The sequence below is a fragment of the Niastella sp. sgz303648 genome (genome assembly GCF_059587045.1).
The window spans coordinates 1-18191 of sequence record NZ_JCAPSW010000001.1 but is presented as its reverse complement, the minus strand read 5'-3'; the positions used below and the strand labels follow the sequence as shown (position 1 = coordinate 18191).

The following is an 18191-nucleotide window of genomic DNA, read 5'->3' as shown; positions in this document are numbered from 1 at the left end:
TAATATGAAATTAATATCCGTATTCGCTGTTATAATAGCTTCCTCATGCTATAATGGCAATCGTTCAAATGAAATTGTTAAATCTGATACAGTTTTAAAAGCAAATAATATAAGCGTTAAACAGGAAGATTTGACAATATCAAATGGCTTGACTACAGATACTATTCATTTGCCATTAAGCTTTAAGAAGAATTCACAACTCATTAAACTACCTTTTAAATTTGAATTTGGTTCTGCAGAATGGGGTACAGATGATAATATTTTTTCCAAAGAAATTGATAGGGATACCGTTGTGAAATACATTTTTAATGGCGACAAATCAAAGGTTAAAATGAAGTCTGGCGGTTATAAACAATTTTATTTTCGATATTATTTCCAGTTTAAAAATGTTGATGAGTTAGTTCTTTATGCAACAGATAATGATGGTTTTACCGGCTATTATATGGTGCCATTTGTCAACAAGAAAGCTTCATCAAAGCCAATTTTAATTTGTGGTGCAAAAGGAGAAGATGATATAGAAGCACAAGTTGAATCTACCATTTCATCTGAAGGGTTGATAAAAAGTAAAATGCTAAAATTGGATCTTGAAAAAGAAGGAGGTAAAACTTCAGATATTCAAGGTAAAAAGAAGGATATAACCTATAAAATAGAGGGCGGACAAATACGCTTAGTTCAGGAAACTGAATTTTCAAATGCTCGATTAAAATTGAACTCAGATAGAAACTTACGGTTAGAGGAATATTAATTTGTTAGTTATTTGATAATAAAGTATAACGGTGCCACGGTCTAAAGCCATGGTGCTGTTTATGTATATGTCTCAATTAAAAACAGTTAGCGACTCTATTACATCCATAAGCAAAAACCATTTTATGAAACCAATTCTATCCTTACTTCTGTTTTTAGCAACAGGCATATCAGCCTTTGCTCAACTCGTCACTGCTTTTCAAAATAGATGTACAAGAATGGCTCAGCAGTCAGATGGGGCGGTGCTTTAATTGAAAATACTACCATAGACCTTAAGGATATCTTAAATGCGAATATGATTGCTCATTCCATTTTTTTACTTCAATGTTTATTTCTTTAGATATTTAAAATATATAGCAACTAAACGGAAACGTTATATAATTAACTCCTGAATGACAGCAGCTTTAGGAAAGCCTATAACAGGATTTATAGCAAATATTATACTGCGATCAGATCGTTAAATTATACAGAGGAAAAATTAAAAAGTAAACTCAATAAAGAAGATATAATAAAAAACTATAGATACCCATTGCAGAAAGACTATTACGAAATGAAAATGTTGAGTGAACAGGAGAATCTTAAAAAATACTTATCGGTATTCCTTTCAGATTTATAAATTCACAATCAGTTATTATATTGCTTCATGTTTACCCGAAAAACCCGTTACCCTTATTTACTGTTTTTACTGTTTTTTTTCAGTAATAATTCCTATAGCCAGGATAGCACCCTCCACAAAGCGAACGATAAAGCAGCCTACGATTCGCTTTTTTACTCTTACAAGAATGGCGCTTATCTTGAATTTTTAGGTAATTCCGAAACGCTTTTATCCCTGAATTATGAGCGCATTCTTAATGCAAAAGCACGTGGTAGAATGCATTATTCTTTACGTGCAGGATTTGGAATGGTTAAACGAAGTAAGGATTCTTCATATCAATTTAGTTTCCCCTTTGAATCGATTTTTATGTATGGAAGAAAAAAACATTACATTGAATGTGGCCTCGGATATACAGCTGTTTTCGGCAAACAATTTTTAGATAGCGCTTATTCGCCTCCCGCCCATTTTGAACGGTACAATCATATTTATGTATTCAGGTTAGGGTACCGTTATATGTATAACGGTTTCCTGCTAAGGGTTACACCGCTTTATATTTACAATCCTGATTTTTTAAATAAAACTTTTTTCAAGGGATGTATATCGATCGGAGTAGCCTTTTAAACCATCACACGATGCCCAATAACGTACGAGTTCTTTTCCTGCTATTATTTGTCAGTAAAATTTCCTACAGCCAGGATAGCACCATCACCAGAACAATTTATAAAAACACTGTATCTGCCGGAGTTTTGGGACACACCGGCGGTTTGATCGGTGTTAATTATGAAAGGATCTTTCGTTTGTATAAGAAGAATGTTTTTTGTACTGTTGCTACAGGCATAGGTTATGATCCGCCGGCCGACAGAGGCTCAAAGAGAATTAAGGCAAGCGTTTCTGTTCCTTTATATACTATGTTACTTGTAGGTTCCCATGGACATTATGCGCAATTGGGCATTGGATATGCAGGGACTTTTGGACCGGATTTTATAGACTCAACCACCAGACCTCCAACAATATATCAAAAATTTGAGTCTGCCTGCAGATTGAGTGCGGGTTACCGGTACATGCGGAATGATTTTTCAGCACAAATTTATCCGGTGTTTGAGTGGAATAACAATCCAGGTCAAAGTTTTGCAGCAGGTTTTGGGATTTTTCTTGGATGGGCGTTTTGAATAATTAATTAATTAATTAATATGAAAACATATAGGAATATCCTGTTTATTCTTTTACTGGTTGCCTGTAAAAATGGTAATAACAGGCAAACTGCAATTACTGACAAGGTAAACGATTCAATCCCTAAGGTAGAAACCGGTAATAATCATGGGTCAGTAATAGATAGTATACTTGCCGGGAGAAATTATGATGAATACATAAGCATGGGAGATCCGGATACCGCTCTGGCTTTATTTCTGTATAACGATTATTTGAATTTTAAATGGGATGACCATATTGAGGAATACATAAGATGGGATTTGGAAAACAGAAAAATTAAGAAATTGATTGCCAATTTGTTTTTGAAAGATAAAAAAAACGATTCGCTTTTGTCCATACTTGAAAGGAATCGAAATTTATTTATTCAAAAAACACGAGATACAGTCGTTGCGGAGTATAACCAATTTAATGGACTTTCAGGACCGTATTTTGAATTTTTGGTTGCAAGAAATGATAGCCTTGTTAAGCCAATGGTGATACGTTTGCTTAATAACCCTAAAGCCCCTTCAGATGAAAAAGAATATGCAAACTCGGTTTTAAAAAAACTTAATGATAAAAGTCGTTAAGATCCCAGGAAAATGGAGTGACCAGGTATCAGAGTACATTCGTTAAAAGAAAATTGCCCCCGGAGTATTTTACATACAAAGCCAACTGGTAAGCTCATGAGAAAAACTTCAACGATCGGAGGATAATATTATTCCCCTATAGATAACATCAAAAAAACAAAACAGGCCCTGCACAATAACAGGGCCTGTTGCCGGAAGCATTCATTTCAGCCTGTATTCACATGTATCTTGTATGGGTTATGCTTCCCTGTGCGTGCCGACTTGACTTGTTGATATTTCTGCAAAACAAAGCCGTTCGTTGCTATCTTCCCGGCTATTATTGCAGGTTCAAAAGCAAGTATATTTTTCAGATCTGACATGGTTATTCAAATCTGTTCTGAAATATTGTTTATGCTACAGCCTTAATTACTACTATCAGAAGCGTTTATGGGAATACTTTGGTTGGCGGGGGATTGCCGTGAGGGTTATATATCACCTATCACAGACCGAAGATAAGGATTACTTAACGAATATAACAAAAAAATAATCTAAAAAAATAAAAAAACCTTTAATCCTGTGTGGTAAGTGATAATAAGTATACAGGTATAAAAAATAACCTGTATGCCTTACTGTAGCAAATAGGGTAAGTTGCCTTAAATCATACAATAAAAAAACCTCCCGCCTTACGGGGCGGGAGGTCAATCTCTTTTGGCGTGTTGGTTTTTCCCAAAAGGATAAATGCTCGTGATCTTTCAAATTATTGGATTTTCGCTACAAACCGCTTTCACAGGTACAGCACTTGCTTTCAAAGGGTTTCAGGGATCAGGTTTACTACGGTACGGATTGGTTTAAGGTTCGGTTCGGATTATTGGATTTTTAGTTGCAAATCGCTTTCATAGGAACAGCAGATAAATTTCAAAGGGTATTCAGGATCAGGTTCATCAGGGTACAAACCGGTTTAGGTTCAGGATAATGGTCTTCGCTACAAATTCGTTTTCATAGGAACAGCGTACAAATTTCAAAGGGTATTCAGGATCGGGTTCATCGGGTACGGACCAGGTTACGGATTCAGGGTTAATGTTTTCGCTACAAATTCGTTTTCATAGGAACAGTGTACAGGTTTCAAAGGGTATCGGTATTCGGTTCATCAGGGTACGGATCAGGTTTAGGCTTTAGGGTTTACGGTTCAGGGATAATGGTTTTCGCTACAATCAGATTTCAGGATTCAGGTAAGGATCGGTTTGTTTAGTTTAGGGTTTAGGGTTTAGGTTTATCTGGTTTCGGGTTCAGGTTATGTTCGTTTGTTATAACGATGTAAAAGTACACCCCCCAACAACCCGTTTCCAAATTTCCCAAACACGTATTGCCGACAATTATCAGTAATGCTGATGGGTCGTAATGACATATACTTATTCACCGCTTATGCACATCTGGAAAACCTGTGAAAAAAAGGCACAAGATTCAAGGTACAAGGCACAAGGAGTATCAATTCAATGCGGTTGACTGAACTTGAACATCTTGTGCCTTGTACCTTGTGCCTTGTATCTTCTCTTAAAACTTAAACGCTATAGATGCTACCACGCTGCGTAGTGGTTGCGGGTTTACGGTAGTATACCCGATCCAGTATTTTTGATTGGTGAGATTATCAACTTTGGCCGATATCCTGAACTTCGGCTGATCATAAAATATTGAAGCATTCATTACTGTGTATTCGGGCAGAATAAATACGCCCTGACTCACACTGTTTATGATCTTGTTATCACTGGCATAATTGCCGCCAAATCCAAGTCCGAGCCCTTTAACCGCCTTCGAAAAACGGTAGCTGAGCCACCAGTTGGCCAGCCAGGGCGAAGCAGCTGTACCGGGGCGGCGGCCATCTACATCGGCATCGGCTTTTGTATATTTCGATTCATTATAACTAACGCCGGCTATCAGGTTTAATCCATCGAGCGGAGTGGCAATTACTTCTGCCTCAACACCTTTGCTTACCTGTGTTCCGTCCTGGATCGAGAAAGTGGCATTGCCGGGATATGCCCTGATCACATCGGTTACCTGTATGTTGTAATAACTGATGGTTGAAATTAACCGGCCGCCAAATACATCCATTTTTACGCCTCCTTCAAACTGATTGGCCTGTTCGGGTTTGAATGTCTTTTTGGTAACATAATCAGTACCCTGTTTATTCGTAAAACCATTCTGGTAATTGGCGAATACCGATATTTTATCTTTTATAGGTTGTAGTACGATACCGAATTTAGGTGAAAATGTAGTTTGATTATAAGGGGTACTATTTACGGCCGAGCCGTTTTCATTATCACCGGCGCCACGGTTGTTATAATGATCGGCCCGCAATGCTGCCAGTACCATAATGTTATCAGTTACATAAAATAAGTCAGATACATAAGCGCTGTACGTATTTGTATTATAGTTCACCGGATAAACAAAAGTTACCCCTTTATCCATATACAGTTTATCGAGGTTGGTTTTATTGAAATCGCGATAAGTGGCAATGGGGCCGGGAGCATACACTGTATCGTATGTACCACCCGAAAAGAACTGGTCGGCATGATGAAATGTATAATCAATACCGCCAACAAACTTGTTTTTAAACTGGCCGATCGAAAAATTGCCAATAAAGTTTTGCTGCAGTTCAATATACTGGTCTTTACTGTTATCGGTGAACTGATCGTTGCGGGAGATATATCCGTTGCCTATATCGTTCGGGTTACCCGTAACGGCACTGTTCGAAAGCAGATAAAAATAGGGTGAGGGGCCATCTGAAAAACTATTGGTAACTGTGAAAACCGTTTGCGATTTCCAGCTATCAGATAATGTGTAATTCATCTGGCCAAAGAAGTTGGTGCTTCTGGCTGTCTGGTACAGGTCGTCGCCGGCGTATGATTTTTTATAATCGATGTTCAGCTGATCGGCCCTGTTAGCCCCCAGCGATGCAATGGTTTGACCCCAGGGAAAGAAATATACATTCAGTCCGGTATTTTGCGAGTTGTAAAACTCTGCATCGAATAAAAAAGATAATTTATCATTCACTTTATACGAAAGGGAAGGGGCCAGCACATATCCTTTATTAAAACCATTGTCTCTGAAACTGCCATTGTAGCTATAGGCGGCATTCACACGCAGCAATACATTTTTAGCGGTATCGAGCGGTGTGTTGATATCGGCGCTGAGGCGATTGAATTCGTAGCTGCCGGCCGAATAGTTGATCTCTCCGCCAAAATGATCATAAGGTTTTTTGGTAACGCGGTTAATGAGTCCGCCATAAGAAGTAAATGCATTACCGAACAAAGTAGCCGAAGGGCCTTTGATCAGTTCAATTCTTTCGAGGTTGGCGGCATCTGTTTTACCCGATACAATACCGGCGATACCGTTGCGCAACTGACTTTGTACAATAAAACCGCGCATATTGTAATAACTGCCGCCATCGCCGCTACGGCCGGTGGCATCCCACATTTTTTGTAACCCGGTACCATTGCGCATGGCATCATCAACGGTAAATACCAGTTGCTCGGTAAGCATTGGTTTGGTGATGGCGCTATACACCTGCGGGTTCTCCATATTTTTTAAAGGCATTTTCGATACATAATCGCTGCTGCCGACAGTAAATTTTGCCCTGTTGGTTACCACCACTTCCTGTAATTCTTTTTCAGATATTTTAAGTTGAATAGATACGGCGGTTGTTTTATCGCCATCAACCTGTACCTGTTGAATAATTGTTTCGTAACCTATCTGCGATATTTCAAGCTCATAACTACCGGCAGGTACACGATGAATAACAAAGCTGCCATCGTCTTCGGTAAGCGATGCTTTTTTGGTGCTTTTCAGCAACACGGTGACCGAACCTGCCGGTTTGCCATCGGCTGTGGTTACACGACCTTTGATAATTCCAAAACCATCTTCGGGATCATTGGCTAATACATAACTAATGGAAACAAAAAAACAAATAACAATCTGTAGTATTCTTTTCATTGGGAACCTTGTTTTCAAAATTGTCGATCCTGAGCGAATCCTGAGCGTAGTCGAAGGATTGAATCAACGACACTGAGCGAAGTCGAAGTGTCGGGCTGCATACAAAAAATCTGTCCGGTTCCAGGTGAGCAAAAGGTTTCCGAATGCTACCTGAATTGAGTTGCATCCTGTACAATGGATCACATATCCTTCTTCGTCGCTATAAAATAAGGTTTGGTACGAACACATAGATGACATTGATTTAATGTGTTAATGATGGGCTACCGGTAAAGGGTATAGCAAAAGTATATGCGCAGAAAGTGGCGGGCTTTCAAAAAAGGGAAATTGTATTTACGCGATGAGGAAAATGCAGAATAACGCTCGCGAAGGCGCTAAGGCGCAAAAATTAATCGATTCTTCCTTTTCGATTTTGCGGGAAACCTATGACACAAAAAAAACTCCCGACTTGTCGGGAGGGTTTGCATAATATAATAGCGGTTGTAAATAAATCAATTTGTTTTCCTTCGCGCCTCTGCGAGAGATTTATTACACCGCTACAGCCGCTCTTTCCGGCACTTTATAATTGCCCGGTACAGGGCCGCACGAACGTACGAGACGGTTCCACGAATTGATTTGTATGATGGCCATGGTGATGTTGGCTATTTCTTCTTTCGAAAAATACTTTTTCAGTTCATCGTGAATATGGTCGCTGCTTTCTTCTGCCGGCATATGCGTTAATGTTTCGGCAAAAGCCAGTGCTGCCTGCTCCTGCGGTGTATAATACGGCGTTTCGCGCCAGGCCGATACCGATATTAAACGCAATGGTGTTTCACCGGCATGGATCGCCTCTTTATAATGCATATCCAGGCAATAGGCACAGCTATTGATTTGCGATACCCTGATGCGTATCAGCTCAAGTAATTTGATATCTAACCCGCAATTGTCAACATAGTTTTGTCCTTGTTTCAGTGCATTGTACACGCCCGGTGCGTCGTTAAATGTTATTCTTTCCATATAAAAATGCTTTTGTAAAGTGATGACAAACGAGGGGGGGAAAACGTGACAGGCTAAGGGCCATAATCCTTAAATTTGGTAAACCCTATTACTATGAAAAAGGCCTCTCAGCCATCATTCGACAATAACGATAACCGTTCTGTAGCATATAATAACCAATCTTCAGGTAAAGCACTTCCTGCCGTTGACCCTTTTAAGAATGTTAAAGAAACAGAAGAAATACCTGTTCAAAGAATAATTGCAGATACCGGGAATAAAGAAGAAAAGCCGGGCCCTTGGAGCGGGAAACAAATTGAGATTTATCTTAATTCAAAAAACACGGAGATTAACAGTTTAATTAGTAGGAAAAAAGCAGAATTTCAAAAAGAATTTACAAATGCAACAGGTGAAAATCAGGAGGTGGCTGAGTTTAAAGATGGAAAAATGTTAGATGAAACATTAAATAGGATCATATATAAAACGCTAAAAAATGAAGTGATTATTGCGCAGGGTGATACAAAAAGTTGGGAAATAACAGATATCATTAATGCAGCCGACCAAAGTCTTACTACTTTGTTACAAAAAGTAATTACGATAAAAAAATTGTTCACTCCAAAATCAATAGGCACCGAATCGGAAGAACAGTTGCAGGAAAAAATCCTGGATAGTGACATGATGGAAAACAATGAATGGATTGAGCCCTGGGGTGCTTTAGCGCTTGGTTATGTGAAAGCCTTATCAGGATTTCCTGCTGAAGATAAAAGCGCGCAATTATTAATAAACGAGCAAATTCAACAAACCACTGCGCTATCTTTTGATACTGTGACAAACGATGTGGTCCCTCAAAATATTGTAATCGGCATGGCCGGATTGTTGAAAGATAAAAAAGGCTTGTATGAACAACAGTTTACAGATGCCATTCATTCGCGTTTTAAACAGGAATTTAACAGTGACCATCTTAAAATTAAAAACGATCTTCAAGCTAATGCGAAAGAAGCATTAATAAAGGGTAGTGATACCTCTTCTATTCAGAAAATAAGCACACCGCCCGACGATGATTTTTATTCACTGCTAATGTCATTCATTACGCAAACCAACCTGTCTATAACCGGAAAGGATGGTTATTTAAAGACCATAGCTTCTGTGGATGGCTTAAAATTGACACAATTGATCGGGTTACTTCGATTTATTCCACGTAATATACTTCGAAAGGAATTCAGAGCCCTGATGGCTGATGAAAATGCATTTCAGCAGGTGAATAATAAGCTTTTTAGTCTTGTTAAGGTCGACCTTAATGCTGATGGTTTGGTTTTATCACATTCAGCCCCAACTTCCCGGGCAATGCTGGATGCTGCGGAACCAGATGTGGTGAATATTACAGAATGGCCAAAAGTGAAAAAGGATTTTGATGAGTTTAAGCCTGAGCAGAAAACAACGATGCCGGAAAAACTTATCCCAATTATAAAGAAGTTACAAAACGAGGAACCCTTCGAATTGAATAAAACGATATTTACGCTGGGGCGTACGGCCATATTCCCCGATGATGGGCAGAAAGCGTATGCTGTTAAATTGTTGAAAGAACAAGAACCCCTGGATGAATTTGAAAAGGAACTCAGGATGCAGGCATTTCTTACCGGGAAGCAAAATGACTGGAAACTGAAAAGTGAAATTCCTGAGCCAATAGGTATCTTCAGCATTGATCAAAAGAGTTGGGAAAAGTTAGCAACATATATTAGTGGGGGCATATTATTTGCTCAACAGGAAGCCGATAAAAAGCATGAACCGCCGGTTGAAAAAATAAAATTAAAACAACCGGAGAATGATAAGATGAAAGTGTTGGTGTACAGGGTGAGCAGCAGCTATTTCATGTATCAAAACCGAAGCGGGCAAAAGATAGGATCTGAAGAAAAAGAAATTGATTACGAAGAATCGCAGGCGATTTTTTTTAACGACGTAATAACTTTGCTTGAAAAAGGTATCGCTTTTTCTCAATTGATTGATCTGAATCATAACGAAGATCGTGTTTATAACTGGATGATAGATGTCATAAGAGCGCGTCGTGGCTATCGGGGTATGGGCAAAATTGCCAACTGGAAAGCAGCTGCCCGTTACCCAAACATCAGAGCAAGCGGGCTTGCAGATTTGGGAGATATGATTTTTCTCCACGATTTGAATTATGATCCGGATAAGAGTGAAACAGATCAGGCTGAATCGGGAGTAGGAAAAATATGGACCCAAACGGGCCCGCAAGCAGGTAAAATGCTTACCGCTCAGTATATAGGTAACTATCTCCTGGGTGCTGTGCTTACAGAAGCGCATGGTTTTTTTGTATCTAACAAAGAGAAGCTGACGACTTCAAAAAAAGATGAAGAGGAAGATAAAGAAGAAGCTAAAATTATCGTCGAATTGAAGAAATTGATGAAATCAACTTTTGCAAATGCCATAACCGCATTTGCAAAAGTGTATAAAAAAACTTTACCTGCTGCCCTTATTACTGATAGCGAACTACTATTGCTTTCCAAACAAATGTATTATTTTATGAGTGGCGCGTATGTGCACGATGTGAAGAATGCTTTACTGGAGAATGGTTCCCTCGAAAATTACAAGCCCCTGGTAATGCCACAGAAAAACAATAGGTTTGATAAAAGATTAAATGAGTTATATCCTACAAAATTAATTAGCCCGGTTAATATACTGAAGGATCAAAGAAGTAATGCAGTGCACAAAAAGCAGGTAGTAGGAAATGAAGGTATATTTACAATCAGAGATAGGGAAATAGAGAATGAGTGGCAGAAAGAGGGCGACGGGAAGGGAGAAATTAAAAAAAATACAACGGTAGAGGAAGAAATAAATGAAGAAAAAAATAAAGTAGATATGGGCTTTATAAATGGTCCATTTCCGATTGCCCAGCTTCAGCAACTTATTTACAAAGTAGTTAGTTATTTGATTATTGCCGAAAAAAACACCTGATTGTACCTTTAGTTCAACCCAACGAGCTTATCAGGATTACGCACAAAATAAATACGATTAATCAATCCATCCTTCCATTCAAATATCTGGCAGTTCACCAGTTTATCATCTTCATAATAGAACAGGGCAGGGTGGTGGTTCACGTATCCCTTTTCAATACGCCGGTCGGTATAGAATTTAATAAATACACCCGATAAGAACAGCGAAGCGCTTTCTTTGCCCTCCAATGGTTTGAGAGCAGCAGGTACTTTGCCACCGCCGTCGGATACAATCATGATATCATCGTTGAGCAGTTGCTCTAACCGTTTTATATCGCGACTGCGTATCGTTTCGATGTATTTATCGAGATAGGCGGATGTCTCTGCTCTGTACGATGAAGCCTCCGCCTTAAAAGAGGGAGCTATAAGCTCGTCATTCAATACAGACCCGTCTTTTAAATCGGATATCTCTTTCCGTGCACGGCTCAGGATCTTTCGTGAATTTTCTATGGAAATATCAAGTACATCAGCAATTTCTTCGTGTTCGTAGGCAAAAGCTTCTTTCAGAATAAATACAGCGCGTTGTTTGGCATCTAATTTTTCGAGCAGCACCATCAGCGAGTAAGTAAGTATATCTTTCTGGTGCAGCTCGTCGTCGGCCGTTTCGGTAGCAACCGGTTCGGGCAACCAGTTACCGGGATAATCCTGTACAATCTTTTGGTGCCGCTTTCTGGCATTGATAGCGCGGTTGATCACCGACCGGGTCAGATATGCTTTTTCATTTTGAACGGCATCACCGTTGCGGTTGAGCATTTCAACCATCACATCCTGCACAATATCTTTTGCATCTTCATACGAGCCAAGGATATTATAGGCATAGGAAGTAAGTGTTTGGCGCAAAGAATCCATACGCAAAATTAGGCATGAAAAATGAAATGTAATAGCGTGGTAAAGAAGGGCGTTAGCGGCGAGCCTTGTCACCAATTTCAAACACCCCTTGTATCGTAACCGAACAGCGAAGAGCGCATAGGCAGGCCATAAAGAATTGTTTATTAAATAGATATTGATTCGGCATTCTGTTTGAACATCTACCTGCATGTTTTTCCCAAAATAACTTCTTATGCTTAACAACTATTTGACTGTTGCCTGGCGTAGTCTCGTCCGCAATAAAATATATAGCCTCGTCAACGTGCTGGGCTTAGCGTTAGGTATTTGTGCCTGTTTGGTCATTTATCTGATTACCCGTTACGAATTCAGTTTTGATGACTTTCATCCGGACCGTGACCGCATCTTTTGCGTGGACGCGGGGATGCATGGTGGTCATATGAATTGCGTACCTGGTCCTATGCCGGCCGCTATGCGCCGGGAAATGACCGGCTTTCAGATCGTGGCCGCCTTTCAGACCTATGCCGCCAGCGTGACGATATCAGGTGGCCGGCATGGAAAACCGAAGCGCTTTGCCGACGACGGTAGCCTCGCTATCGCAGAGCCACAATACTTCGACATTTTTCGGTACCGGTGGTTAAGCGGAAATGCCGCGACTTCCCTGACGATGCCCAACTCGGTGGTGCTTACCGCGGAAAAAGCCAGAAAATACTTTGGCGATCTCGACCCGGACAGGATCATCGGCCGGACCATCAATTACCAGGATTCGCTGATGGTTACTGTAACAGGGGTCGTCGCCGATTGGACAGGCAACAGTGATTTTAATTTTAGCCAATGGATCTCTTATGCTACGATCCCCGTTAGTTTTCTGAAAAGTGAGATAACGCTGGACCGCTGGGACAAAATGGAAAGTTCCAGCCAGGTCATGATCAAACTGGCAAAGGACGTCAGGCCTTCACAGATCGATGCGCAATTTATCGACTTTGCCAAAAGGCACGGCCCGCACCCGGCGTTCGCCGCCCGTTTGAAACCGCTGTCGGGCATCCATTTTCATCAGGAATATGGCGGTGTAGACAGAAGAAAGGCCAGCCTACCGGTCTTGTACACACTCATGGCCGTGGCAGGCTTTATCCTTATTCTTGCCATTGTCAATTTTGTCAATTTGTCCACCGCGCAATCCATGCAAAGGGCGAGAGAGATCGGCGTCCGAAAGGTGCTGGGCGGCAGCAGGTCGGGCATCGCCGTGCAATTTTTTACCGAAACCCTGGTGTTAACGTTAGCTGCCGTGGGTATTGCGGCGTTGATGGTAAGGCCGGTGTTCAGCCTGTTCGCCGGGTTCATACCAGGGGGAGTTCATTTCCGGGTGGATAGTGCTACACTTTTATTTTTGCTGTTGGTAACCGTGGCGACCACCTTCCTTGCGGGGTTTTATCCGGCGAAGGTGCTGGGGAACTATCAGCCCACGGTGACCCTGAAAGGGATCACTGCGTTGCCGGGCGGCGAAAAAGGGACGCTGCGCAGAGGATTGATCGTGTTCCAATTTACCATATCGTTGTTGTTTATCATAGCGTCCCTCGTCATTGGTTCGCAGCTACGCTACGCGCTGCATGCAGACCTGGGTTTCAAGACGGATGCGATCGTCACGCTCAGCCCTCCGCGTGAGAAAAGACCGGGTAAGGTAGTTTTCGAGCCGGAGAGCGGCCGGCAACCGGCTACCGAAGAGACGGGTAAGACAGCGGTACTGACAAATAAGATCCGGCAACTGCCTGGCGTAGAGCAGGTGATCAGAGAGTGGAAGCCGCCGATGGACAAGAAGGGTATTAATTTCGGCGGCGGCGCGCTGAAAAACAGCGATGAGAAGCCGATTGAGGTATCCCTTCATTTCGGCAACGAAGATTACGTCCCTTTTTATGGGATGAAGCTGGTCGCGGGGCGAAATCTGCTTCCAGGCGACAGTATTAGGGAACTGCTGATCAGTGAAACTTGCGCCCATGCATTGGGTTTTGCCGATGTGAACAAGGCCATTGGCCGGGAGGTGGTCGTTGGCCCTAATGAGGCCTGGCCCGTAGCCGGAGTGGTGGCAGATTTTTACGAGAGCCCTTTTGATCGGGCGACCGGGCCAGTCATCATCAAACACGATCCCACGATGGAGACCACCATTGCGGTTAAAATCGCCGCAAAGAGCATGACCGCCGGTGAGCTGAAAACCCTCATCGGCCATATAGAGAAGGATTGGAAGACCGTGTTCCCCGGGGAGCCGTTTGGCTATTTTTTCCTGGACGAGAGTATCGCCAATATGTATGCAGACGATCTTCGGACCGGGTGGTTGACCAATGTGGCGATGGGCATCACCCTTTTTATCTCTTGTTTAGGGCTGCTCGGCCTGGCCATTTTTTCTACGGAAAGAAGGACCAGTGAGATCGGCATCCGAAAGGTATTAGGGGCCGCTGTGTCGGATATTATGGTTATGCTTTGTAAGGAGATCGTTATGCTGATCGTTCTCGCCCTGTTGATCGCCACACCGCTGGCCTGGTACTTTATGCATGAATGGCTGCAAGGCTTTGCCTACCGCAGGCCGCTTAGCGGCTGGATGTTTGTTGCAGCAGGAGCGGCGGCGATCGGGTTAGCGCTGCTCACCGTCGGTTTTCAGGCGATGAAGGCGGCAAGGGCCAATCCGGTGAAATCATTGCGCACCGAATGATGTGAGAGATCATTGCTGCATAGAAATTTTCATAGATTTTTAATAAAGGCCGGTTATACTTAACATTGAAACTGAATTATTAACAGGAAGATATATTTCTTATCAGAAATTATAAATGATTAACATGGAAGCTGAATTATTGTTATAAAACCTGCATACTTATTCTGAATTTCAAATTCTTGTCTGAAAAATGAAATTATTAATTAGAATACCGGCCTTTTGATAAAAAATCAGGAAAATTATTAAGAAACCAGATTTTGTAATAACATTTTCTGTTTTTAAACAAATTATTGTTGCTTTAGTTAATGATTTTGATTTGTTGTTCTGAAACTGGTATTTATTTCCTGAATTACAATTTATTGATAGCAATACCTGATATTATTCATGAAATCCGGTTTATTGTTTATGATCAATTTTTTTTGCAAATATTCATTCAGGTTAGATAGTGTATGAATTTATTTAATGTAATTTACTATATTTAGTTATCAAATCAATCCCACTGCAGGGAACAACCGGTTAAACTCTCTTTTTAGTCAGCAAAATTTTATTGGGCTTTGTAGCATGACGCAAAGAAAAAGCTTTGCGGCTTAGCGCCTTTGCGCGACCTATTATTTACAAGCAATACAGCATATGAAAAAAACACTGGCTTTAAGCGTTAACGACCATTCTGACCAGGAACTGCAGGATATTGCCCTAAAAATTTCCGGTGGCATGACGAACAATGACTATTTACCAAAGAGTGCAGCGGCGGCGGCGGCGTTTATTGAACTAACTGAACAGTTTATAAAAGCCATTTCTGCTGCCAAATCAAGAGATATAGTAGTGGTATCGCGGAAAAACGATATCCGGCAAAAGCTCATTGTAAAAATGAAGGAACTGGGAGCTCTGGTTGTAAATGAAGCAAACGGACAACTCACACCATTAATCAGCAGCGGGTTCCCTTTGGCCGAACGCGTTGAGGAAGTAATACTAAAAGACCCGGAAGGTTTCAAGGTTTTACCCGGCGTCAATAATGGTGAAATAATTATGCAGGTGCGCAGGGTAATAGGAGCGAAGTCGTACCTGTACCAGTATACGCGTGATCCGCTTACCCGGGAAAGTGTTTGGGAAACCGTACCCGACACCCGTTGTAAAAAAGTAATTGCCAACCTGCCCTTAGGCATAAAATTCTGGTTTCGTATGGCCGCCATTGGCCCTAAGAATCAGGTGGTGTATACAAGGGAGTTATGGAGGTATGTGGCGTGATTGGGATTTAAAGGATTATCAGGGCAAGAATAAACAATGCTTATCAAATGTTTGTCAGGAAAATTTAAAGAGCAAATTAATATACAGAAGATAAATTTCAGATTTTTTTAAGCAAGTTCGAATCCAGTTGTCCCGACGAAAAAAATGAACCCTTAAAGTTGCGGTTTTGCCTTTTCTCTACTTTTACGTGGATCAAGCTGGTTAGTACCGAGGCGTTGCCGTAAGCCTATTCTTAATGAGGCCCCCAATGTGGGTGATTTCCTGGACATCTGTCAAGTGTACGGCCTCAACCAATTGAGTAAGGTGCATATATATCGGCTGGGTACTGAATTCGATGCCCGCATCCGCAAAGCTCGTCGTTGCAAGAGACTACAGGAAGAAATAGTTTGACCAGCACACTGGTTTCTTCAAAATTTAATTTTATAATTAAGGTGATAATTAATGCTGAAGATATGAATCTGCAATTACAATGGATGTTAAGGACTGCTGAGGATATTGTGTACTTTGCTATCGAAAAGAAAATACCTGCAATTATGATACGATCAACAATATTTATCATTTTAGTCTTAAGTATTAGCATTGTGTCATGCAAGCCCCAAGAAAAGCCTAAATATATTTATTTTGGTTTAGCTGACGCATTAAAAGAAAAAAATCCAGAAAATGTTTTACGCCTGTCGTTTATTAACGCTAACCTCGATTCAATTCCAAAAGAGATAACCAAATTCACGAATCTTATTGACTTAGACTTTTCATACAATAATTTAAAATCAATCCCTGCCTGGCTTAACCAATTTAAAAAACTTCAATCCTTAAACTTGAGTGTAAATCATATTGATACTTTATATTCCTCATTTTTTGAATTGAATAGTTTGAAAAAATTAGAACTAAGAGATAATAAGCTAAAAAATATACCAATAGGATTTGGAAAATTAAGAAGATTAAAATCGCTTAATTTGGGAGCAAATGATTTAAGTGATTTGCCGAGTGACTTTTCTGCTTTAGATAGTTTATCTCTATTATTAATTGACTTAAATAATTTTAAAAATGTACCACAAGTTATTTTTAGTTTAAAATCGATTGAGAATCTACATCTCTATCATAATAATATTTCAGAAATTTCAGATAGTATTTCCAAATTGACAAAACTATCCCAACTTACTATCGACAATAACAATTTGACTAACGCTCAAATTTTGCACTTAAAGAAAATTCTACCAAATTGTCTTATCGACGAATAACTGCAGGTAACAGTGCATTTGTTAAAGCATGGCTTGACCGGCAACACTTAAATTATATTGGATTGCTGTCTATGAATACCAGGTTCATGGTGTTGCTCCTACGGGGAAGTCTTATAACAATTGCTTCTGTTCAATAATCACAATTAAAGACCGAAGAATAATTTACTGGCGTGATTATATGGACACGATTGCTGTGATGACTTCAATTTCTTCTGACTAACCTTATTCGGTGCCATATCTTGTCATTTTGTCATCCATGGCTAATTCATCAAACCAATTCTTATTATACTTCATTGAGGCAAAAAATTCGGCTAATGCCTTTAAATCCCATATTAGCAGGTTCCGGGTAGAGCGGTTCGTTTCCTCACCGCTCCCCCACAGACCCGTGCGAGCAGCTTTCCTGCACACGGTTCCTCCATTTACGGTTTCGCTAAAAGATTACTATGATAGATTTTTGGTTTCACTAATGGCATCCATTCCTCCGTTAGCCTTTTGATCTTTTCCCATGACCAGACCCGTTTGCCTCCACGGTGGTTGAGCCAGTTGTGGAGTAATCGTTTTGTCTGGTAATAGTACGAGTTCAATCTTCGGGTGTTGAATGTCATTCCATAATAGGCATAATGGCCCCGAAGCTTTTGGTTCAGTTCGGCTATCAGTAACGGCATGCTTAGTTTATGCCTGTTGAGTTTCAACCACCCACTCATTCTTTTCAGTGAAGCATTCAGCTTCTTGCTACTGGTCTTACGTTTAAGGATACATTTGCCTTTTCGGCTCATACCCATGTAATGGGTGAAGCCTAAGAAGTCAAATGTTTTGTTTTCCTGATTCGGCTGCACCTTTTCGCCATTCAACTCTATCAGCCTGGTCTTTTCAGGATGCAGCGTCAGTCCATATTTCCCTAAACGTTTAGGCAGCACTTGCATCACCCGCATTGCATCTTCCTTGTTAGTAAACCCTAACAGAAAATCATCAGCAAAACGGATAAGAAAACTGTCGCCTTTCAGTAGCGGCTGTATTTGCCTGAAGAACCATTCATCCAGCACATAGTGCAGATAAATGTTACTGATCAATGGTGAGAGTACTCCTCGTACACAATTGGTAGTTTTTATCATCTTGCTCGTT

The 18191-nt window shown here is 40.7% G+C and carries 13 protein-coding genes; 9 read left to right on the top strand and 4 right to left on the bottom strand.

Going from position 1 to position 18191, the window contains the following annotated elements:
- Positions 1 to 4 precede the first annotated feature (4 nt).
- The 5 genes from AC59IL_RS00065 (at position 5) to AC59IL_RS00045 (ending at position 3114) form a co-directional block, all read left to right on the top strand.
- Positions 5 to 745 carry a hypothetical protein gene (locus AC59IL_RS00065; protein ID WP_496550012.1) on the top strand — a complete coding sequence of 247 codons (741 nt, stop codon included), beginning with the start codon at positions 5 to 7 and terminating at the stop codon, positions 743 to 745.
- 124 nt (positions 746 to 869) lie between these two features.
- On the top strand, positions 870 to 995 hold the full coding sequence (locus AC59IL_RS00060) for a hypothetical protein (protein ID WP_496550011.1): 126 nt from the start codon (positions 870 to 872) through the stop codon (positions 993 to 995).
- Positions 996 to 1387: 392 nt separating this feature from the next.
- Positions 1388 to 1960, top strand: coding sequence for a hypothetical protein (locus tag AC59IL_RS00055; protein WP_496550010.1), 573 nt, complete (start codon positions 1388 to 1390; stop codon positions 1958 to 1960).
- 11 nt (positions 1961 to 1971) lie between these two features.
- Positions 1972 to 2508, top strand: coding sequence for a hypothetical protein (locus AC59IL_RS00050; RefSeq protein ID WP_496550009.1), 537 nt, complete (start codon positions 1972 to 1974; stop codon positions 2506 to 2508).
- Positions 2509 to 2529: 21 nt separating this feature from the next.
- Entirely contained in the window at positions 2530 to 3114 is a 585-nt protein-coding gene (locus AC59IL_RS00045) for a hypothetical protein (protein WP_496550008.1), read from the top strand.
- A 1530-nt stretch (positions 3115 to 4644) separates the two neighbouring features.
- Here the strand turns inward: AC59IL_RS00045 and AC59IL_RS00040 are convergent.
- The gene (locus AC59IL_RS00040) at positions 4645 to 7080 is read right to left on the bottom strand and encodes a TonB-dependent siderophore receptor (protein ID WP_496550007.1); all 2436 of its coding nucleotides are present in this window, start codon (positions 7078 to 7080) and stop codon (positions 4645 to 4647) included.
- Between the two features lie 525 nt (positions 7081 to 7605).
- Positions 7606 to 8073 carry a carboxymuconolactone decarboxylase family protein gene (locus AC59IL_RS00035; protein WP_496550006.1) on the bottom strand — a complete coding sequence of 156 codons (468 nt, stop codon included), beginning with the start codon at positions 8071 to 8073 and terminating at the stop codon, positions 7606 to 7608.
- A 75-nt stretch (positions 8074 to 8148) separates the two neighbouring features.
- On the opposite strand from AC59IL_RS00035, the gene AC59IL_RS00030 reads away from it, so the two are divergent.
- Positions 8149 to 11022 carry a hypothetical protein gene (locus AC59IL_RS00030; protein ID WP_496550005.1) on the top strand — a complete coding sequence of 958 codons (2874 nt, stop codon included), beginning with the start codon at positions 8149 to 8151 and terminating at the stop codon, positions 11020 to 11022.
- A gap of 8 nt (positions 11023 to 11030) precedes the next feature.
- Here the strand turns inward: AC59IL_RS00030 and AC59IL_RS00025 are convergent, their stop codons facing one another.
- Positions 11031 to 11909 carry a sigma-70 family RNA polymerase sigma factor gene (locus tag AC59IL_RS00025; RefSeq protein WP_496550004.1) on the bottom strand — a complete coding sequence of 293 codons (879 nt, stop codon included), beginning with the start codon at positions 11907 to 11909 and terminating at the stop codon, positions 11031 to 11033.
- 211 nt (positions 11910 to 12120) lie between these two features.
- On the opposite strand from AC59IL_RS00025, the gene AC59IL_RS00020 reads away from it, so the two are divergent.
- From AC59IL_RS00020 to AC59IL_RS00010, 3 genes are all read left to right on the top strand, one after another.
- A complete protein-coding gene (locus AC59IL_RS00020; RefSeq protein WP_496550003.1) occupies positions 12121 to 14586 on the top strand; it encodes an ABC transporter permease in 2466 nt (821 codons plus the stop codon).
- Positions 14587 to 15216: 630 nt separating this feature from the next.
- The gene (locus AC59IL_RS00015; protein ID WP_496550002.1) at positions 15217 to 15831 is read left to right on the top strand and encodes a hypothetical protein; all 615 of its coding nucleotides are present in this window, start codon (positions 15217 to 15219) and stop codon (positions 15829 to 15831) included.
- Positions 15832 to 16190: 359 nt separating this feature from the next.
- Positions 16191 to 17069: a leucine-rich repeat domain-containing protein gene (locus AC59IL_RS00010; protein WP_496550001.1), complete on the top strand. Its 879-nt coding sequence runs from the start codon at positions 16191 to 16193 to the stop codon at positions 17067 to 17069.
- A gap of 419 nt (positions 17070 to 17488) precedes the next feature.
- On the opposite strand, the gene AC59IL_RS00005 is transcribed toward AC59IL_RS00010, so the two are convergent.
- Positions 17489 to 18191: reverse transcriptase domain-containing protein (locus AC59IL_RS00005; RefSeq protein WP_496550000.1), on the bottom strand; the 703-nt coding region annotated here is incomplete at its 5' end.